This window comes from Bacillus sp. FSL W7-1360 (assembly GCF_038592975.1).
In the GTDB taxonomy this organism is placed as follows: domain Bacteria; phylum Bacillota; class Bacilli; order Bacillales; family Bacillaceae_D; genus Shouchella; species Shouchella lonarensis.
The window spans coordinates 1612909-1632521 of the sequence record NZ_CP151950.1; the positions used below are offsets into that span (position 1 = coordinate 1612909).

At 43.5% G+C, this 19613-nt stretch carries 19 protein-coding genes; 4 read left to right on the forward strand and 15 right to left on the reverse strand.

From position 1 onward, the window contains the following. Positions 1 to 113: 113 nt before the first annotated feature. The 8 genes from pyk to NSQ26_RS08280 all read right to left on the reverse strand — a co-directional run bounded on the left by pyk (position 114) and on the right by NSQ26_RS08280 (position 10861). On the reverse strand, positions 114 to 1868 hold the full coding sequence (gene pyk / locus NSQ26_RS08245) for a pyruvate kinase (RefSeq protein ID WP_090774508.1): 1755 nt from the start codon (positions 1866 to 1868) through the stop codon (positions 114 to 116). Between the two features lie 32 nt (positions 1869 to 1900). Then, the gene (gene pfkA / locus NSQ26_RS08250) at positions 1901 to 2860 is read right to left on the reverse strand and encodes a 6-phosphofructokinase (RefSeq protein WP_090774507.1); all 960 of its coding nucleotides are present in this window, start codon (positions 2858 to 2860) and stop codon (positions 1901 to 1903) included. Between the two features lie 256 nt (positions 2861 to 3116). Beyond that, on the reverse strand, positions 3117 to 3383 hold the full coding sequence (locus tag NSQ26_RS08255; RefSeq protein ID WP_090774506.1) for a hypothetical protein: 267 nt from the start codon (positions 3381 to 3383) through the stop codon (positions 3117 to 3119). A 176-nt stretch (positions 3384 to 3559) separates the two neighbouring features. Continuing rightward, entirely contained in the window at positions 3560 to 4537 is a 978-nt protein-coding gene (locus tag NSQ26_RS08260) for an acetyl-CoA carboxylase carboxyltransferase subunit alpha (RefSeq protein WP_499717814.1), read from the reverse strand. Between the two features lie 29 nt (positions 4538 to 4566). Continuing rightward, the gene (accD, locus tag NSQ26_RS08265; protein WP_499717815.1) at positions 4567 to 5457 is read right to left on the reverse strand and encodes an acetyl-CoA carboxylase, carboxyltransferase subunit beta; all 891 of its coding nucleotides are present in this window, start codon (positions 5455 to 5457) and stop codon (positions 4567 to 4569) included. Between the two features lie 56 nt (positions 5458 to 5513). Next, the gene (locus tag NSQ26_RS08270; RefSeq protein WP_499717816.1) at positions 5514 to 6161 is read right to left on the reverse strand and encodes a FadR/GntR family transcriptional regulator; all 648 of its coding nucleotides are present in this window, start codon (positions 6159 to 6161) and stop codon (positions 5514 to 5516) included. 19 nt (positions 6162 to 6180) lie between these two features. Continuing rightward, the gene (gene ystJ / locus NSQ26_RS08275; protein ID WP_499720020.1) at positions 6181 to 7386 is read right to left on the reverse strand and encodes an NADP-dependent malic enzyme; all 1206 of its coding nucleotides are present in this window, start codon (positions 7384 to 7386) and stop codon (positions 6181 to 6183) included. 199 nt (positions 7387 to 7585) lie between these two features. Continuing rightward, on the reverse strand, positions 7586 to 10861 hold the full coding sequence (locus NSQ26_RS08280; RefSeq protein ID WP_499717817.1) for a DNA polymerase III subunit alpha: 3276 nt from the start codon (positions 10859 to 10861) through the stop codon (positions 7586 to 7588). A gap of 138 nt (positions 10862 to 10999) precedes the next feature. Between NSQ26_RS08280 and NSQ26_RS08285 the strand changes: the two genes are divergently transcribed. Continuing rightward, entirely contained in the window at positions 11000 to 11350 is a 351-nt protein-coding gene (locus NSQ26_RS08285) for a YtrH family sporulation protein (protein ID WP_090774500.1), read from the forward strand. Next, positions 11350 to 11859, forward strand: a complete 510-nt coding sequence (gene ytrI / locus NSQ26_RS08290) for a sporulation membrane protein YtrI (RefSeq protein ID WP_090774499.1) — start codon at positions 11350 to 11352, stop codon at positions 11857 to 11859. The genes NSQ26_RS08285 and ytrI overlap by 1 nt, the downstream gene beginning before the upstream one ends. Before the next feature lie 5 nt (positions 11860 to 11864). Here the strand turns inward: ytrI and NSQ26_RS08295 are convergent, their stop codons facing one another. Beyond that, complete coding sequence (locus NSQ26_RS08295; RefSeq protein WP_499717818.1) at positions 11865 to 12995, reverse strand: S8 family peptidase; 1131 nt, start codon at positions 12993 to 12995, stop codon at positions 11865 to 11867. A gap of 387 nt (positions 12996 to 13382) precedes the next feature. Then, complete coding sequence (locus tag NSQ26_RS08300; protein ID WP_499717819.1) at positions 13383 to 14312, reverse strand: DHH family phosphoesterase; 930 nt, start codon at positions 14310 to 14312, stop codon at positions 13383 to 13385. A 75-nt stretch (positions 14313 to 14387) separates the two neighbouring features. Between NSQ26_RS08300 and NSQ26_RS08305 the strand changes: the two genes are divergently transcribed. Next, entirely contained in the window at positions 14388 to 14672 is a 285-nt protein-coding gene (locus NSQ26_RS08305) for a YtpI family protein (RefSeq protein ID WP_499717820.1), read from the forward strand. A gap of 12 nt (positions 14673 to 14684) precedes the next feature. Here NSQ26_RS08305 and NSQ26_RS08310 read toward each other — a convergent pair whose 3' ends face one another. From NSQ26_RS08310 to NSQ26_RS08320, 3 genes are all read right to left on the reverse strand, one after another. After that, positions 14685 to 15980, reverse strand: coding sequence for a DRTGG domain-containing protein (locus NSQ26_RS08310; protein WP_499717821.1), 1296 nt, complete (start codon positions 15978 to 15980; stop codon positions 14685 to 14687). A 75-nt stretch (positions 15981 to 16055) separates the two neighbouring features. Continuing rightward, positions 16056 to 16307: a hypothetical protein gene (locus NSQ26_RS08315; protein ID WP_141769827.1), complete on the reverse strand. Its 252-nt coding sequence runs from the start codon at positions 16305 to 16307 to the stop codon at positions 16056 to 16058. 81 nt (positions 16308 to 16388) lie between these two features. After that, positions 16389 to 17075, reverse strand: coding sequence for a metal-dependent hydrolase (locus NSQ26_RS08320; protein WP_090774493.1), 687 nt, complete (start codon positions 17073 to 17075; stop codon positions 16389 to 16391). Positions 17076 to 17199: 124 nt separating this feature from the next. Here NSQ26_RS08320 and NSQ26_RS08325 point away from each other — a divergent pair, with 124 nt between their 5' ends. Then, positions 17200 to 18309 carry a M24 family metallopeptidase gene (locus NSQ26_RS08325; RefSeq protein ID WP_499717822.1) on the forward strand — a complete coding sequence of 370 codons (1110 nt, stop codon included), beginning with the start codon at positions 17200 to 17202 and terminating at the stop codon, positions 18307 to 18309. Between the two features lie 71 nt (positions 18310 to 18380). Here the strand turns inward: NSQ26_RS08325 and NSQ26_RS08330 are convergent, their stop codons facing one another. Together NSQ26_RS08330 and NSQ26_RS08335 are read right to left on the reverse strand one after the other, a co-directional pair. Continuing rightward, positions 18381 to 18767 carry a hypothetical protein gene (locus tag NSQ26_RS08330; RefSeq protein ID WP_499717823.1) on the reverse strand — a complete coding sequence of 129 codons (387 nt, stop codon included), beginning with the start codon at positions 18765 to 18767 and terminating at the stop codon, positions 18381 to 18383. 92 nt (positions 18768 to 18859) lie between these two features. Then, entirely contained in the window at positions 18860 to 19612 is a 753-nt protein-coding gene (locus tag NSQ26_RS08335) for an SDR family oxidoreductase (protein WP_499717824.1), read from the reverse strand. Between the last annotated feature and the right edge of the window lies 1 nt (position 19613).

The following is a 19613-nucleotide window of genomic DNA, read 5'->3' on the forward strand; positions in this document are numbered from 1 at the left end:
TTTACTCATTCGAAGAGTGCAAGGGAGGCGCTGTCTCCTCCCCATCCTCACCAGCATTTTGGCTTATCTCCTATAAAAACGCCATCCAAGGTTGCGCCCTCATCGATTTTTAATTATAGCACACTGGCATGTCCACTATAAATATTACCACTGACGGCATCCACGGTCACTTCATCCCCGTCTTTAAACAACGTTAATGCATGTTCCACACCAACAACCACAGGCGTACTCAAGTTAAGCCCAACAACGGCTGCATGAGAAGTCAGACCACCAGCAGCTGTAATGACGGCACCTGCCTTTTCAAACGCCGGAATCATCTCTTTGTCCGTTGCACCCATGACTAAAATATCACCATTGTTCACTTTTTCATTTGCTTCCTCGGCTGATCTTGCAACGACAATTTTACCCGCGGCAGAGCACTGACCAATCCCTTGACCCTTTGCAGCGACTTCACCCAACATATGAACTTTCATGAGGTTTGTCGTCCCTGATTCACCGACAGGTACGCCTGCAGTAATGACGACCAGTTCCCCTTGCTTCACATGACCGGACGCAACAGCCGTTTCAACCGTACACTCGAGCATCTCGTCCGTTGTCTTTGCTGCACGACCAAGAAGCGGCACAACACCCCATACAAGCGCCAATTTCCGCGAAACATGGTCATTTCCTGTCACAGCAATAATGGGTGATTTTGGACGAAATTTCGAAGTAATTCGCGCCGTATGACCACTTTCTGTCGCAGTTAAAATTGCTGCTGCTTGCAATGTTGAAGCAGTGTATGCAACAGCCTGTCCAATTGATGTTGTAATCGTCACTTTTTGTTCGCGCATTTTTTTGCGGAGCATGTTTTCATAGTTCAATGCTTGCTCTGTTCGACTTGCAATTGTATGCATTGTTTGTACAGCTTCAACAGGGTAATCACCTGCTGCTGTTTCACCTGAAAGCATAATTGCATCTGTCCCGTCAAAAATCGCGTTTGCAACATCACTCGCCTCAGCCCGTGTTGGACGCGGGTTTCGTTGCATCGAGTCAAGCATTTGTGTCGCTGTGATAACCGGTTTTGCTTGTTCGTTACATTTCTTGATTAATTGTTTTTGAACAAGCGGGACTTCCTCGGCTGGAATCTCTACCCCTAGATCACCGCGTGCAATCATTAAACCGTCCGATACAGCTAAAATTTCGTCAATATTGTTGACCCCTTCTTGATTCTCAATCTTCGGGATGATATTAATATGCGCAGCACCTTTACGCTCAAGCAATTCGCGGATTTCGAGCACATCTGATGCACGCCGAACAAAAGAGGCCGCGACAAAGTCAACACCTTGTTCAACACCAAAAGCGATGTCAGCCGCATCTTTTTCGGTCATCCCTGGTAATTTGACCCGTACACCTGGCACATTACACCCTTTCTTATTTTTTAACACACCACTATTACGAACGGTTGTTACAATCTCATTTGCGCGAATATCTGTCACTTCTAGACCAATGAGACCATCATCAAGTAAAATCGAGTCACCAATTTTTACGTCGTCTACTAGCCCTGGATACGTGATTGAAATCTTTTCACTTGTTCCTTCCACCTCTGTCATTGAAATGACAAGTTGAGACCCTTTTTCAAGTGGAACTGCACCACCTTTTACTGTTTGGGTACGAATTTCAGGACCTTTTGTGTCAAGTAAAATCGCAATCGTTTTCCCAGTTTCTGCTGCCGCTTGACGAATATTTTTAATGCGCTGTCCATGTTCAGTAAAATCACCGTGCGAGAAGTTTAACCTCGCCACATTCATTCCTGACTCAATTAAAGATGTTAATTTTTCAACACTTTCACTTGCTGGACCGATGGTACAAACAATTTTTGTTTTCCGCATGTTTTCCTCCTGTTTCTATGATCTTTCTCGTCTTATATAGAAAGTTCTTGTGACAATTGATACATTTGTAAATTGGGGCAATGTGGCTTGTTTAATACATCTGCAATTGGATGATGTACAAGTTCGTTACGCTCAATCCCTACCGCAACACCAGCAACACCGTCTAACAACAAATCAACCGCCTTGGCACCCAATCGGCTTGCAAGTACGCGATCTGCCCCCGTTGGCGAACCGCCTCGTTGAACATGACCTAGCACCGTCACACGTATTTCCGTATTTGTTTCTTTTTTCAAACGCTCAGCCATATCATATCCACTACCTACACCTTCAGCAACGACAATAATGCTATGTTTTTTACCCCGTTCTTCTCCTCGTTTCAAGCGCGTCACAATTTGTTCCATATCATAGTCAGCTTCAGGAATCATAATTGTCTCCGCCCCATCTGCCAAGCCTGACCAGAGCGCAAGGTCACCCGCATGACGTCCCATCACTTCAATGACACATGTCCGCTCATGAGAGGTTGCTGTATCACGAATTTTGTCAATCGCATCAATGACAGTATTTAACGCTGTATCAAACCCAATTGTGAAATCCGTGCCAGGGATATCGTTGTCAATCGTGCCAGGTACACCAATCGTAGGGAATCCATGTGATGTTAATTTCTCTGCACCACGATAAGACCCGTCCCCACCAATGACAACCAGTCCTTCAATGCCAAGACGTTTTAATTGTGCAATTGCTTTTTCTTGTCCTGCCAACGTTTTAAATTCTTCTGAGCGAGCTGTGTACAGAATTGTTCCACCGCGATGAATAATATCACCTACAGAGCCAATTTCTAATTTACGTATCTCTCCATTCATTAACCCATGGTAGCCATAGGAGATTCCAAATACTTCCATATTATGGTAAATTGCTTTTCGCACAACTGCTCGTATCGCGGCATTCATTCCAGGGGAGTCACCACCACTTGTCAATACGCCTATCCGTTTCAAATTTTTAACCTCCTCACACTTTCTTTATGTAACCACTGGTGAAACGTCTTATAACGATATACCTCTGCCATAAACATACCATTTTGCCTAAAGGAACACAAGGGCTGGATATTTTTTACTTACATTTTCTATGTGCAATAAAAAAGAGGTACTGACAAGTAAAGCATGCCAGCACCTGATAGCCATACTGAAGAGGATATGCCGCCACAGTGATCATCATAATTACGGCATAACTTTACATTGCTCTCCATTTCCCTTATGCACCACCGCCACATTTCAATACCGCCTTTAGACCTGGTGGTACACGTTGAATGACAATTGCGCCACCAATGACACCACACGCATATGCGCCTAAGATGGTTTCAACGTTGTTAGGATCAAGACACGTATAAATATACGTTGTTCCTGGTGTCAAGTTCCATGTTTGTGTCACATTGTCTGGACCGCAAGAGATTTCTTTACTCCCTCCTAATGGAATGATTTCCACCTCTATTGGAAGAGATAAAAAATTCTTGTCTATCATCTTAAAAACACCTCCTTTTTCGAGAATAAGATACACTATGTCAAGACCCTCTCTCATGAGGCGGCGCTTGTCCTCTCATTTCTAAAAATCTATTAAATACCTACTTTGCGCACAAACATAAAAACAGCAACGAAAGTTTTTCCCTCCGTTGCTGTCTCACTCTAAGCTTACAATGTTCACTTTGTTGCTATTGTGCTCACTTTCTGAGCAATCTCACCCATTTTTTTGAATTTATCATAGCGCTCATTCAATAATGTCTCCACTTGCTTTTCTTGTAATTCTGCTAAAGAAGTGTCTAACACATCAGCAATGGCTTTTGCTTGCTTCACAATGTCTTTTTGTGCGCCACCGCGTGGCTCTGGAATAATGGCATCAATAATACCTAAATCAAACAAATCAGGGGCTGTAATGCGCATCGTTTCTGCCGCTCTCCTTGCCTGTGTCGCATCCTTCCATAACAACGCTGCCGCACCTTCTGGAGAAATAACCGAGTATGTTGCATTCTCTAGCATGTAAATGCGATCGGCAACACCTAAAGCAAGCGCACCACCGCTACCTCCTTCGCCAATTACAATACTAATTGTCGGCACATGCAATCCCGCCATTTCTAACAAATTCCTCGCAATCGCCTCACTTTGTCCACGTTCCTCTGCAGACTTACCCGGATATGCGCCTTTTGTATCAATTAAGCAAATGATGGGGCGACCAAATTTTTCAGCTTGCTTCATTAACCGGAGCGCTTTCCGATACCCTTCGGGATGAGGCGAGCCAAAAAAACGACGAATGTTTTCTTTTGTATCTTTTCCGCGCTGATGACCAATGACCGTGACAGGCTGACCTTTATACAGTGCAATCCCACCAACGATTGCTTGATCATCACCAAAAAGACGGTCACCATGCATTTCTAAAAATGAATCAAATAATTCTGCGACATAATCAAGTGTTGTTGGTCGGTGATGGTGACGCGCAATTTGCACCCGATCCCACGGCTGCAAATTTTCATATACATCTTCCTCTAGCACAGCAAGTCGCTGCTCCATCTTTTCAATCTCACGGCTCAAATCTAGATCACGCTCCGTGGCAAATGCGCGCAAATCTGCAATTTTCTTTTGTAAATCGATTACTGGTTGTTCAAATGGTTGCTCTGAGGACACTCCACTTCCCCCTTATCATTTTGGCATATTTAACCGCTAACATGAGACGGTGAACCCCTCCTACCTGCTACACTATGTATGGCAAGTACATCTGTTAATAAAGATTTCATTTCCAATCGAGGAACAACGCGATCAAGCTGCCCATGTTCTAATAAAAATTCAGCTGTCTGAAAGTCATCAGGCAATTCTTGACGTATCGTCTGTTCAATAATACGTCTCCCGGCAAAGCCAATTAATGCTTTTGGTTCTGCGAAATTATAATCACCAAGTGAAGCAAAGCTTGCGGACACACCACCGGTTGTCGGATGGGTCATGACAGAAATAAACAGTCCTCCAGCACGATTTAAACGCTCTAATGCAACACTTGTTTTCGCCATCTGCATTAAGCTTAATATGCCTTCTTGCATACGTGCACCGCCTGAGGCAGAGAAAATTAACAGTGGGAACTTCGTTTCAATCGCTTTTTCCACTGCACGGGTAAGCTTTTCGCCAACAGCAGCACCCATGCTTCCCATTCGAAAGTTCGCATCCATGACTGCAATGACAATTGGGTAATCATTGATCTTACCTGTACCATAGACAACTGCCTCATTTAGACCCGTTTTCTTTTGATCACTTGCCAACTTCTCTTCATATCCAGGAAAATCGAGTGGATTTTTCCCAATTAAGTCTTGGTCGTACTCTTTAAATGTTCCCGCATCGACTAAAACAGCAATACGCTCCTTTGCTGTCATACGATGATGATGACCGCATGTCCGACACACCGCTAAGTTCTTTTTCAAATCTTTCGTATACATGATCGTACGGCATGATGGGCACTTTGTCATGAGCCCTTCTGGCACTTCTTGCTTCGCTCTTTCTGAGGGGATTGTCGCGTACCGGCGCTTTTTCTTTTTCTTTGTAAATATATCCTTCAACACATGTATCGCTCCTCACTTCAATCATCTTGATGCGTGCGCAATCAACCAAATTGCTCTTAAAAAGGGCTTTCTTCTAAATGTGTTGCCATGATACGCAATGCACGAGGCGCATCACGACCTGCTATTGCCTCAACAATTTTTTCATGCGTTCGCGCACATAGCGTACGCACTTCTCTATTTGGCGTGGCATGCTTTAATGCCTCTCGGTGAAAAGCAACGAGCGATTTCCACAAGTGTTGTAACAATGTATTCCCACACGCTGCTACAATCGTTTCATGAAACAGGTAATCCTCTTCAAGAGAAACCTCTCTGCGTGAAGAGGTCAGTAATATTAATTTATCCAAATCAGCCGCTGTTATCCGCTTACATACAAGTTGTAGTGCCTGTAACTCTATGATTCGCCTTGTCTCTGTTAAATCCTGCATCGCTTTTTCATCTTTTAACAGAAACGACAGTAGTAAGTCAACAAGACGGTAACTAGAGGGCGCCTTCATAAACGTACCTTCACCACGGCGGGTTTCAATAATGTCCAATAGTTCGAGCCCTCGCAGTGCTTCACGAATAGAAGAACGACCAACAGACAACCTGTCGCTAAGTTCTCTCTCTGAAGGCAAGCGATCACCTGTTTTTAAATCGTCTTGTTGAATCATTTCGCTAAGCGCTTGAATAATTTCAACATATCGTTTTGGTTGTTTTGTTGACATTCGCTTTTATCACCTGCGCTCACTCATCGATCATCGTTAACCTTCTTGTCTTTTCAGCAACTGCTTCTGGATCGACGCGCAACCGGGCCACCCCAGTTTCCATTGCAGCTGTGGCAACTGCACTTGCCACAGCTGGGGCAACGCGAGAATCAAACGGCGCGGGAATCACATAATCGACTGACAAATCCTGTTTAGACACAAGGTTGGCAATCGCATACACCGCCGCGATTTTCATTTCTTCATTGATATGTGTTGCCCGCACATCAAGCGCCCCACGAAAAATTCCAGGAAAGGCTAGCACGTTGTTCACTTGGTTAGGGAAGTCAGAGCGTCCCGTACCAATGACTAAAGCGCCTGCTGCCTTTGCATCCTCTGGCATAATTTCTGGCACAGGATTCGCCATTGCAAAGATAATTGGGTGCTCATTCATATTTGCAATCATTTCTGGGGTGACTGCTCCAGCAACTGACACGCCAATAAAAACATCTGCACCTTTCATGACATCTGTGAGTGTTCCTTCAACCTTATCACGATTTGTGCGCCGAGCAACGGCGTCTTTCACAGCGTTCATTCCATACGTCCGTCCCTCAAAAATTGCACCTTTCGTGTCACACATAATCACATCACGTACACCCATACGCAACATGAGTTTAATAATCGCAATCCCAGCCGCTCCCGCACCGTTTGCAACCACTTTAATTTCGGACAATTTTTTCCCATTTAACTTTAAAGCATTAATAAGCCCTGCTAATGTCACAATTGCTGTACCATGCTGGTCATCATGAAACACAGGGATGTTTGTCTCTTTTTTCAACCGTTCCTCAATGACAAAGCAGTCTGGTGCTGCAATATCCTCTAAGTTAATTCCACCAAATGTCGGTTCAAGCATCTTGACGGTCTGAATTATTTCTTCGACGTCATTTGAACGTAAGCAAATCGGGAAAGCATCCACGCCTGCAAATGATTTAAACAAAACTGCTTTTCCTTCCATCACCGGCAAAGAAGCTTCAGGACCAATATTTCCTAGCCCAAGTACCGCTGTCCCATTACTAACAACAGCAACCATATTCCCTTTCATCGTGTACTCATATACCGATTCCACGTCTTCAAAAATTTCTTTGCATGGTTCAGCGACACCTGGTGAATATGCCAAGCTTAAATCATTGGCATCCTTCACTGGCACTTTTGCGACTGTTGCTAGTTTTCCTTGATTTGTGCGATGCATATGCAGTGCTTCTTCTCTTGTCGTTGGCACGTTGTTCTCTCCTTTATTTTCGACCACACTGGTCAGACCACTAAAAAATGTACGGTTTCTATTATAAACAAATTTACCACAAAAGCCAACCTCCATTCAGAGATCAACATGGCGTCTCCAGAAGTACACAAAGGCTTTCCACTCATACCTTCCTTCCTGAAATCTACCTTCACTCCGACTTCTGGAGTACCACATTTTTCTCCCCAAGCATTTGTTTTAAGAGGCGCAATGTCCCTTCTTTTGGTGCCACACGATAAATATCTTCCAATTGACGTGGTTTTCCCTCTTGTTCCCGGTATAAAATAACCGGTGTTGTCCCTTGATCTCGTTGCAAAATATACGTCATATCGCTAAAACGTGTTGGCGTGTCCAGCGCTTGTGGGAGGCGAATATATAACGTATGTGTCGGTCGAACAGCTTCTATTAAGGTAATGTCAAGCGCCTTTTGGACAACAAATTGTTTTTTTCCTTTACGCTCCTCCAATACCCCCTCCATAAATAGCAAGGCATGAGGAACAAACAAATGTCGAAACTTTTCCCACTCGGTTGGAAAAATAACTGCTTCTCCCTCATCTGACTCATCACTCATTTGGACAAATGCCATTTTTGTATGAGACTTCGTCGTAATTTGACGCACCAAACGAATCCAGGCAGCAATTCGAACGGTTTCCCGTGATGGTCGGCAACTGCGGAGCATCACGCGATCAAAACGTTCCAGCTTTTCTTGCTCATTTTCTAGTGGATGTCCTGATAAATAAAATCCTAGTACTTCTCGCTCATCGCTTAAATAATCCCGATCATCCAATTCCACATCTGTTGTATAACCCGGTGACATCGGTCTTAATGTGAACAATCCTGCTGAAGACTTTTCAAATGATCGTAGTTGCTTAACAAAAGTCTCCGCTTTCTCCATATTCGCGAGCAACACTTCTCGTGGTTGCTCAAATTCATCGAACGCTCCTGATTTAATTAGCGCTTCAACCACTCGGGTTGTGGCAACTTTCGTGGGCATGCGTGCATAAAAATCAAACAGGTCTTCAAAACGCTTTTTTTTGCGACATGAAATGATCTCACTGACAACCGGCTTGCTCACGCCTGCAATCGGTAAAAGCCCAAAACGAATCGCACTCCCTTGGACAGTGAAGAACGCATCACTCTCATGTACTGACGGCGGTAAAATTTTCAACCCATCACGTTTTGCTTCATTTATATATGCATATAATTTAGCATGGTTTTGCCATACAGACGACAACAACGCTGCGTAAAAAGCAGGTGTGTAATGAACCTTTAAATAAGCAAGCCAGTAACTAATAAAACTATAGGCAACCGCATGGCTTTTTACAAAACCATAGCGAGCAAAACGCTCAATAAAGGCAAAGACTTCACAACTGACGGCTTCGCTGTATCCATTTTCTTGCGCACGGCGAATAAATTCCCCACGTTGTTCTTCCATCACTTTTTGCTGCTTTTTACTGACTGCTCGCCTGAAAATATCTGCTTCCGCAAGCGTATAGCGTCCAATCACCTGCACAAGCTGCATAATTTGTTCTTGATAAACAATCACCCCATATGTAGACGATAAGATTGGGGCAATATCTTCATGTATATAAGTGACTGCAGCCGGATTTTTCTTCCCCGCAATATATGTTGGAATTACTTCCATCGGTCCAGGACGATAAAGCGCGCTTGTCGCCACAATGTCTGCAAATTCAGTTGGACCAAGTTGTTTTAATGTTTGACGCATCCCTGTAGATTCTAGTTGGAACACACCCGTTGAGCGACCCTCTCGCAACATTGCAAAAGTCTTTTGATCGTTCAGGGGGATCGTTGTGACACGCATCTTTTTCGCTGTCATTGCCTCAATATTTCTACATACTTGCTCAAGCAACGTTAAATTGCGCAAACCGAGCAAATCAAACTTCATTAACCCTAATTCATTTAAACTATACATGTCTGCTTGCGTAATAAGTTGTCCATCCTCCGTTTTCTGGAGTGCTACCGTCTGAACGAGGGGACGGTCATCAATAATCACCCCCGCAGCATGGACAGATACGTGCCGCGGTAAACCTTCAATTTGGCGCGCAAAGTACAGCAGCTCATCTAACGCACGACACTCATATTGACGAAAAATACCTTTCTCGACCGCTTCCTGTATGGTTAACGACGCTGGGACAATTGCTTTTGCTATTTTTCCAACCCACTCATCAGGAAGCTTCTGGGCTTTTCCTACAGCACGAATTGCCGCCCTCGCTGCAAACGTGCCAAAGGTGACAATTTGAGCCGTTTTTTCTTTCCCAAAACGACGACGCACATACGCAATAATTTCTTCTCGACGATAATCAGGAAAATCAATATCAATATCCGGCAATGTCGCCCGCGCTCGGTTTAAAAAGCGTTCAAACATTAAGCCATGTGCAAGCGGATCAACATCGGTAATCATTAACACATAAGCTACAAGCGAACCTGCCGCTGAACCACGTCCCGGTCCAACAAGCATCCCTTTTTGCCGTGCGTATCCGACAAAGTCCGCAACAATGAGAAAATAAGATGCATAACCCATCTCTTCAATGACACGTAACTCTTGCGCCAGGCGTTTGTGCACTATTTTTGTCAGTTGCCCATAACGCACGTTGACACCACGTGCACACTGCTGTTTTAAGTACGTCATTGCTTCGGTCGTACTTAAGTTGTCATATGTCGGTAAATGTGGGACACCTAGCTTCAATGTGACGTTTGCATTGACGGCAATTTCTTTCATATGAGCTAGCACACCAAGCTCCTCTGGAAATAGCGCTGTTAATTGTGTCTGTGAAGGCATACAAGAAGATAGTTCGTCTTTATTTTCCCCTTTATCATGAGCCATTTCACGAATCAGTTGATACACAGGTTCATCTTGTTCACATAAAAACCGAACGGATGGCGCGGCAATGATTGGTAACCTCTTTTTTTTCGCAAAAGCAATCCCTTCCTGATCAATTTCGGCTCCGCGAGCTGCAAAAAAAGCATGACCGGTTTGAGCGAGACTACACCAACGCTGCCACCATTGTGATGGGTCTCGCCCTAATGCTCTCTCACCAATAAAAATAAAGCAAGCGTCACTTCCTTGCTGAAAATGATCCAATGATAATGCTTGTACCCCACTTGTACAGCCGAGCTCTGTGGCGAATTTTCGTAACTGCGCATAACCTATCTCATTTTTCGCAACTAATTGCACTGGGACAACCGCTTCTCCATAGGAAACGGATACTTCCAACCCGAGAAGCGGCTTGACACCAGCGCGCTGACATGCTTGAAAAAAAGGGACACTTCCATACAGTACATGTTTATCTGTTAATGCAAGCGCCTCGTATCCTAAATGCGCTGCCCGTGACACAAGCTCGTCAATCCGATTAGTCGACTGCAATAAACTGTATTCACTATAAATATTGGTTACAAGCGCACGCATATCTTATCACTTCCTCACTTCTTCTCTCCTTAGTGTAGTATGAATTTCCTAAAGATGAAAGTCCTGATGATCAACAATCATATTTCAATCAAGTCGTCCATATAGTAGACCATAAGATAGAAACGTCCGATTTGTCACATGGGGGTGGCGTTTGTGCTATTAACAAAAGAGATGCTCGCGACACTTGTTATGAATTTCTTTATTGCTTTCGGTGTCATGATTGGGGGCGCATTGATTGGTGGAATTGGCGCATTTTTAATTGGCAAACCTATTTTAATGGAAATAGATAAAATTGCTGGCAGTTTAAAAATTTGGGCGATTGTTGCAGCAATCGGTGGGTCGTTCGATGCCATCACCCGAATTGAAAATGGGCTCTTTAGTGGGGTACATGAAGATATTTATAAAACGTTAGCGATGTTACTTGTCGCTTTTTGCGGTGCACAATCAGGAACCATTTTGCTACGTTGGATCATTGGAGATCCTGTATAATGCTTGTCCCACGTTATAAGAAACACCGCGGTTGGCTCCGCTTCTTTGCGGGGATTGCACTTGGCATTTTTATAGGCTGGGGATTTTTTGTTACTGAATATGGTGCGTCTTATGACCAATTTTCTACTGATCTTTCCCGCCAAGAAAGTGAAATTTCTTTTCTTAAGCAGGAAAATACGAGGCTGATTGAAGATATTCGCCTTCAAAATGAAGAAAATGCTAACAAGTTGGTTATACAAAAGGTGTCTGTCTCTATTATTAATAGTGACAAGCACCGACTGAGTCAACTTCATTTGTATGAGCTCAAGCAGCAAGTGCTGCAAGAGCTCGTTGAATTACAAGGTGTGAACATCGAAACCATTGAACATGTCAAGGATGTACTACGCGGCGCAATTGAAAACAAGACGTATGAAGTGAATGGAACAAAGTACACCCTTGTCATGCGTAGCGTTTACGTTTATACAACCTTGCAAATAGATATGGAAATTATTTCTGTAAAAGATACGTGACCATCTTAATTTGCATCAATTGCTGCCCGTACATCAATCACACCTTTGCCGTAATAAAAATGACTACCTAATGGAATTGCGGTATCACGTAACAACCCGCGAATATCCTCATTTGACAAGGATGGATCATCTGCTAGCAACAGCGCTGCTGCACCAGCAACATGTGGGGAAGCCATCGAAGTGCCGCTAAATGACTGGTATGCGTTATTTAAATGAGAACTGAGTACATCGACACCTGGTGCCATAACATCTAACTCATCACCAACGCTAGAAAAAGAAGCCCGAGCATTACTTTCATTGACTGCCCCTACAGCAATAACGTTCTCATATTTGGCAGGATAGCCGATGGTATTAAACCATAAAAATGATCCTGAGTTTCCAGCAGCAGCTACTAGCGTCACGCCTTCACCGTGTGCATAATTGACTGCTTGTTCCAAAGTTTGCGAACCAGAACTTCCTCCTAAACTCATATTGACAATGTCCATATCATGATCCGCAGCCCATTCAATGCCTCTAGCAATCCCAGCTAATGTGCCACTTCCACTTGAGGACAAAACTTTTACTGCATATAATTCAACGTCTGGGCTCACTCCAAGCACACCTATTTGATTGTCTAATGCCGCAATTGTGCCAGCAACATGTGTCCCATGACCGTTACCGTCTTGGTAATTAGATTCTGATGGCACAAAACTCACACCACCAGCTACTGCCAAATCTTCATGATGTTGAATGCCGGTATCAAGTACAGCAACGCGGACACCTGCACCTTTGTTGCCATCGCTTTGTTGCACTTCTTGCGCCCGAATATTTGTAACGCCATATGGTACTTGTTGCGCATAAGCGACCATTTCCGCATTTTCCTCCACGAAAGCAATCGACTCATGTTCTTCAAGACTAAGCGCTACATTATTTGGTAAAGTAACATGGGCAATTTCAGCAAATTTAAACTGATGATGCACTTTCACACCTTCATCAGCAAGTAATTGCAATGTTTGAGCACGCTCACCATTCTTAAAGCCTATCAAATATTCACCTTTTGCTGAAGTTGTCGCTGCAAAGCTTTGACCACCACTAAGAATGAGTATACATGCAAGTGCAACACCGACAAATCTCTTTACATGTTTATTTAATCCCAACATCAAAAACCCCTTTATTTATTATTTTTAAAAAATAAATAAATCAGATATTAATTTGCCGCTTTTCTTTTATTGCTCCCTCACATACACGCGTTTTATGATGTATCCACCCTATCTGCACCTCCTTTTTTGGACTGCTCTACATCTTATACATAGATACAAAAATCGTGTGGGCGAGAACAAAAAATGAACAACAAATGATGCCTTTCTTCATGTCTTTTCTGCTACTTACACCTCTCTTTCCAAAAAAACGCCCATTTTTAAGTAAAAAGCGTGTCATAAGTACACGCTTTTTACTGGGCTCCCTTCTATATATGCATCTATAGCTAAAATAAGAATGCGAAATATTCAAACGTTTGTAAGGCATTTCCATAGTTGCGTATGATATTAAGAACATGCAGCAATAAGCGCTGCAACCATCTCTTCTGTTTCTTCCCATGAGTTTACACTTGCACCTGCTGCAACAGGATGTCCTCCCCCGCCATATGCTTGCGCAACATTATTAATAACGACACCTTGGGAGCGTAACCTACAACGAATTGTCCCATTTGCTTCTTCCACAAAAAACACCCACACTTGTAAACCCGACAAGTCAGCAAAACAGTTCACCAATAACGACGATTCATTAGCGGTTACTTCAAAGCGTTTTAATATCTCAGCGGATAAGCGCATGAAACCAACCTTCCCATCGATTACCTCAAAGTGTTGCAGCACATACCCTTCTAAGCGGATCATATGGATGCTCCGCTCGTACAACCGCCGATAAAATCGTTGACTATCAAAACCTGTTTCTAGCAATAACGCAGTGCGACGCATCGTTCCTGCTGTCGTATTCCGAAAACGAAAACGTCCCGTGTCACCAACAATCCCGCCATACAGTAACAAACTCGCTTCTTTCGTCATCGTGAGTTCTGGCATATGCTCGGCTAAAGCGACGACAAGTTCACTCGTCGAACTGACCGACGTGTCAACACACAGGACGTCTCCATATGGTTCTTCATTTGGATGGTGGTCAAATTTGACCAGACGTGCTCCCAAACGGAATCGTTCATCACTAATACGCGCTGTATTTGCTGTATCGCACACAATGACGAGCGCATCTTTATATACATCATCTGTAATAACATCCATACGTCCTAAAAAGTGTAATGACACTTCTTCCTCGCCAACCGCATACACATTCTTTTCAGGGTAAGCAGCCTGGATGAGCGATTTTAATCCTAACTGCGATCCAAGTGCATCAGGGTCAGGACGAACATGACGATGAATCACAATCGTCGTATACGCTTTAATCGCTGAAATCATTTGTTCAAACATTTCATCGCCTCTTTCTTTTTTTACACACGAACGCTACAATACATAGAGATACAGTTTTTAAGGAGGTATATTCTTTTGGCTCGTTTACTTATCATTTTTGTCATTGGTTCATGCTTGTTTTATGTCATTGGACGTGTCCGCTCACTATGTATGACGGATTCCTTACAAAAACGGATCGTCGAAGTACGTGCGCGACTCGCATTAGGAGCGGCACTATTATTTCTCGGTATCAATTTCCTATTTTTTGCGTCCTATGGGAAAACCGAACTTTTTGTCGGCGCTGTCTTCCTCCTGATCGGCAGCATTCATACGATCTACCATTTCAAAGCACACAAACATTACATGAAACAGTTGGACTAGACGTCTCACTCGTTATTCAATCAGTTGCGCGGTTAACATCCCTTTCGCTACAAGCTCTTGCTCTCGATACAACGCAACCTCGAATTTCCCATGTTTACGCCCGATCTCTAGCGTTTGGGGAATGACCATCAATAAACTTTCGATTTGCACCGGCTTCAAAAAATACAAATTAATATTTTCTACAACGATATTTCCACGCCGGTGCTTTTGCATAAAACGACGGGCTGCTTCGACCATCATCGTCGTGACAACACCATATGAAATGGTCCCAACATGATTGGTCATTTGTGGGATAACTTCACATATATACCCGTCGTTCTTTTCCTCCATCCGCCTCGTCACAATTTCCTCGATCGTCTCGCCAACATGTGGTTGACGCTGTGTTGTTTGCAATGCTTTTAATACATCTTGCCGACTTACAACCCCAACCAATTTACGATGGCTATCCACAACAGGTAACAATTCAATCCGCTGCCAAACCATAATATGAGCGACTGCTGCGACTGAAGTACGTTCGCATACAGTAATTGGATCTTTTGTCATGGCTTTTTCAATCAATATATGTTTTGGCACAGATAATACATCTTTTGCTACAACCATTCCTTGCACTTTCAGCTGCTCATTGACCACAGGGTAGCGCCCATGGCCTGTCCGTTCGTTTAACTCATGCCATTTCTCAACCGTATTTGTTGTTGTCATATAATACGTATCCTGTAACGGGATTAAAATATCATCCACCAGCACAATGTCTTTTTTTATCAATTGGTCATAGATCGCCCGATTAATCATTGCCGCCACTGTAAATGTATCATAAGAAGTAGAAATGACCGGCAAGTTTAGCTCATCCGCAAGTGCTACACAATCCGTGCTCGCCTCAAACCCGCCTGTAATAAGCACGGCCGCACCTGCCTCAAGTGCCATTTGATGAATTTGATCACGGTTACCAACGATAAGCAAATTGCCAGCTGTAACATAGCGCATCATCGCTTCCATCTTCATCGCACCAATGACGAAACGATTTAATGTTTTATGCAAGCCCGTTCGCCCACCTAATACTTGTCCATCAACAATGTTAACGACTTCCGCATACGTCAACTTTTCGATGTTATCTTTTTCTTTCTTCTCAATTCGCACTGTCCCAACACGTTCAATCGTTGACACGAGTCCTTGCATCTCCGCTTCTTTAATCGCCCGGTACGCAGTCCCTTCACTCACCGCTAACGCCTTCGCAATTTGACGTACGGAGATTTTCCCACCTACTTCGAGACGCTCGATATATGTCAAAATTTGTTCATGTTTCGTCGCCACGTTGGCACCACACTTTCATGATTTCAATGTTTCTTCTCTACAGTATACGACCGAAACACACCCAGAAGCAATACCTCAACCAAATTGACGTGCGCGTTTTACGGCGCGCGCGTTATCAACTTCCTGTTTTGCCTGCGTACTTTTTCTTCCTCGTCTCGCTATGGCGACAATGTTGCCACCAATGACTAGACCCGCAAAGGAGAGCCAAGACAGTGCAAAAACTTTTTCTAACCCTTGTCCATTAAGCGGTAAGCGATCCCATGCATACACAACCATGACGATCGCAAAAAACAAACACATCAATGCCCTTATTTTCATACGTTTCATCCCCTCCTCGTCCTATACATTATGCACAAAACGATAAAAAAGAACGCTGCCATTTTAAACAACGTTCTCCTCCCTTCGTTGTCACACGCGTAACCCTTCTCCTGAATGAAGCATGACTCCTTGACCTTTTGGTAAACTGTCAACGAAGGCAGCTGCATCTTGATGAATAACCGGAAAAGTATTGTAGTGAATAGGCACAACTTTTTTTGCTTGTAACCAGGAGGCGGCAATTTTGGCATCGCCTGGTCCCATTGTAAAGTTATCACCAATTGGAATAAACGCTACATCAATTTTCTCACGATCCCCAATGAGCTTTAAATCACTAAATAACGCCGTATCTCCTGCATGGTACACCGTTTTCTCTTCTGCTGTAAATAAAATACCACCTGGCATACCTGTATATACGATCTTCCCTGATTCTTCTTCAATAAAACTAGAGCCGTGAAACGCTTGGGTAAACTTCACATGCCCAAAATCAAACTGATGTGCACCGCCAATAGACATTTCATGAACATTTTCCACTCCTTGAAAGCGTAAGTAAGTTGCTAGCTCAAAAACAGCAACAACAAGCGCACCAGTTCTCTTCGCAATGGCGACTGTATCACCAACATGGTCATTATGTCCGTGCGTCAATAAAATGACATCAGGTGCAATCGTATCAGCATTTAACTGCGTCAAGCCATTTCCTGTAATAAATGGGTCTATCAAAATATGATACCCGTTTGTCTCAATCTGAACGACAGAATGTCCGTGGTAACTGACTTTCATTGTTGAAACATCTCCTCCGTAATAAAAATAACCTCTCTCTTGTTTCTTCGTGCTTAAACGACGTTTTTCCTGCTATTCACCGTCTTAATTGTCGCTTATAATGGACAAAAGGAGTGATTTTCTCATGCACAAAGTTAGAATTGAAACGCTCAAACAAGATCTCACTAATATGAATGCTGATTTTGCTATGATCCAAGGAAAAGAAAATTTATTTTATTTAACAGGTTTCCGCGCTGATCCGCATGAACGACTCATTGCCTTATTCATTTTGCCAGAAGAACTATTTTTAGTCGCACCAAAAATGGAAACCGATTTAATCCGCGCTGCCGGCTTTACAGGGGAATTACTCACATATAGCGATCATGAAGACGTTTGGGCACTCATTAAACAAAAAGTATCGCATCAACTCTCAAAAAATCCGAAAGCCTTTATTGAGTATCGATCTTTATGTTATGAACGAGTCCTCGCCTTACAAACATTAAGTGATGATACCTTTTTATTAGATGACTGCGAGCCCTTACTAATGAAGCAGCGTCTCATCAAAAATGAAGCTGAACAACAAATCCTGCGCCAAGCGGCGGCCTTTGCTGATTTCGGTGTGGAAACAGCTGTTGCCTCGTTAAGAACGGGGATAACTGAAATCGAACTTGTTGGTCAAATTGAATATGCCCTCAAGCAACGTGGCATTCGTGAAATGTCTTTTCAACCAATTGTCTTATTTGGAGAAAATGCCGCTCAACCCCATGGTGTGCCAGGGGAACGCACTTTGAAAGAAGGTGATATTGTGCTTTTAGACCTCGGTGTCGTGTTTGACGGTTATTGCTCAGACATTACCCGCACAATTGCTTATGGGCACATCAGTGATGAGGTAAAAACGATCTACAACATCGTTTTACAAGCAAACATTGCCGCATGCAACGCTTCTAAACCTGGAGAAATTATTGGCACGCTAGACCGTGTAGCGCGAGAAGTAATTGAACGTGCCAGCTACGGTGACTATTTTCCTCACCGACTTGGGCACGGGCTCGGCATTGATGTGCACGAAGCACCTTCAATGAGCAGTGCCAACTCCGAAAAATTGCAAGTCGGTATGACGTATACAATTGAACCGGGTATCTATATGCCCGGCGTTGCTGGTGTTCGAATTGAAGATGATGTCCTTTTAACCAAGAACGGTGCGGAATGTTTGACAACCTACCCAAAAGAACTCGTGATTGTCCCTGCCCGGACATGACGAGTATGAAAGAAACTAAAAGCCGTCTACGAGTGAACTGTGCTTCACTCGTAGATGGCTTTTTATCGATACTATGCACCATTCTCCCACAACCATGTGTAACGTTCGCTTTTGGCATTCACCCATCGTATCTCTAACTTTTTCATTTCAGGAAATATTTTCTTCATCCGCTTTGCGTACACTTCTTTACTCGTATGCTCCGACAAACGTAAACGCTCCATAATGCGTTCTACCTCGGGTTTGGCGTCTGCACCTTTCATCACTTTTTCACCTATTTCATACTCAAAATGGTTTGGATTATCATATTCCCATTCATAGGTCGTCCCTTCTGAAAAGACCGTCACCCGCATAGAAAAAGCTTGCATCAAGTCAGTTCCTGATACAGCGTGCATATGTCCATATACAAGCAGCCACATACACCCTACAAGCACGCATACCTTTGTCACTTGCTTCGTCATTCTTTTACACCTCCATATATTACTTCACACACAGTTAAGGAGACGACGGCATGTCATCTCCTGTAATATTTCCCCCAAAGTGTTATTTATGCTTAACGATAGCGATTAATCACATCTACACCACCGGTCACTTCGACTACCGTCCCCGTCACCATATCTGCATCATCTTCACAAAGAAACAAGACAGTCCGGGCAATGTCTTCTCCTGTTCCCGAACGACCGATCGGTGTCTCTTTATCTGGACGTGTCCGCGCCTCTTCAATGGATGCTTCTTTCATTTCGCCAATAATATTTCCCGGGCAAACCATATTCGCGGTAATTCCCGCGTTTGCTTCTTCGATCGACACTGTTTTCATTAACGAAACGAGCCCAACTTTTGCTGCTGCATAAGCAGCGCGATACGTCCACCCGGGGGCATGATTCGCCCCTTGGAAACCGTAAAACACGATCCGCCCAAACTGCCGTGCTCTCATGAATGGGACAACTTCTTTTAATAAATAAAAAGCAGAACTTAAATTTCCGTCTATCATCTTCACCCATTCTTCATCACTATAATCAATCAACTTTTTCCGGTCAAAAATGTACGGTCCTGCATTATGTATGCAAATGTCAATTTTATCTACAAATGTCATCGCTGCTGCCACGGCCCGCTTTACATCCGCTTTCTTTGCCATATCCGCTTGAATGAGCTGGAGTTGAGTCGCTGGCCACCTTGCGACCAATTCTTTTGCGCGTGCATGATCTTGATAATATGTTGCTGTAACTTGATATCCTTTTTGTAAAAATGTTTCTGTTACTTTTAAGCCAAGCCCTTTCGTTCCTGCTGTAATGAATACATGCCTCATC

Coding starts and splice junctions, on each gene's coding strand:
- pyk (WP_090774508.1), bottom strand. CDS start 1,868: ATGCGGAAAACAAAAATTGTTTGTACCATCGGTCCAGCAAGTGAAAGT.
- NSQ26_RS08255 (WP_090774506.1), bottom strand. CDS start 3,383: ATGATAGACAAGAATTTTTTATCTCTTCCAATAGAGGTGGAAATCATT.
- NSQ26_RS08270 (WP_499717816.1), bottom strand. CDS start 6,161: ATGTCAACAAAACAACCAAAACGATATGTTGAAATTATTCAAGCGCTT.
- ystJ (WP_499720020.1), bottom strand. CDS start 7,386: ATGCATCGCACAAATCAAGGAAAACTAGCAACAGTCGCAAAAGTGCCA.
- NSQ26_RS08280 (WP_499717817.1), bottom strand. CDS start 10,861: ATGCGTGCGCTTGTAACCAATATTTATAGTGAATACAGTTTATTGCAG.
- NSQ26_RS08285 (WP_090774500.1), top strand. CDS start 11,000: ATGGGGGTGGCGTTTGTGCTATTAACAAAAGAGATGCTCGCGACACTT.
- ytrI (WP_090774499.1), top strand. CDS start 11,350: ATGCTTGTCCCACGTTATAAGAAACACCGCGGTTGGCTCCGCTTCTTT.
- NSQ26_RS08300 (WP_499717819.1), bottom strand. CDS start 14,312: ATGTTTGAACAAATGATTTCAGCGATTAAAGCGTATACGACGATTGTG.
- NSQ26_RS08315 (WP_141769827.1), bottom strand. CDS start 16,307: ATGAAACGTATGAAAATAAGGGCATTGATGTGTTTGTTTTTTGCGATC.
- NSQ26_RS08320 (WP_090774493.1), bottom strand. CDS start 17,075: ATGAAAGTCAGTTACCACGGACATTCTGTCGTTCAGATTGAGACAAAC.
- NSQ26_RS08325 (WP_499717822.1), top strand. CDS start 17,200: ATGCACAAAGTTAGAATTGAAACGCTCAAACAAGATCTCACTAATATG.
- NSQ26_RS08330 (WP_499717823.1), bottom strand. CDS start 18,767: ATGACGAAGCAAGTGACAAAGGTATGCGTGCTTGTAGGGTGTATGTGG.
- NSQ26_RS08335 (WP_499717824.1), bottom strand. CDS start 19,612: ATGAGGCATGTATTCATTACAGCAGGAACGAAAGGGCTTGGCTTAAAA.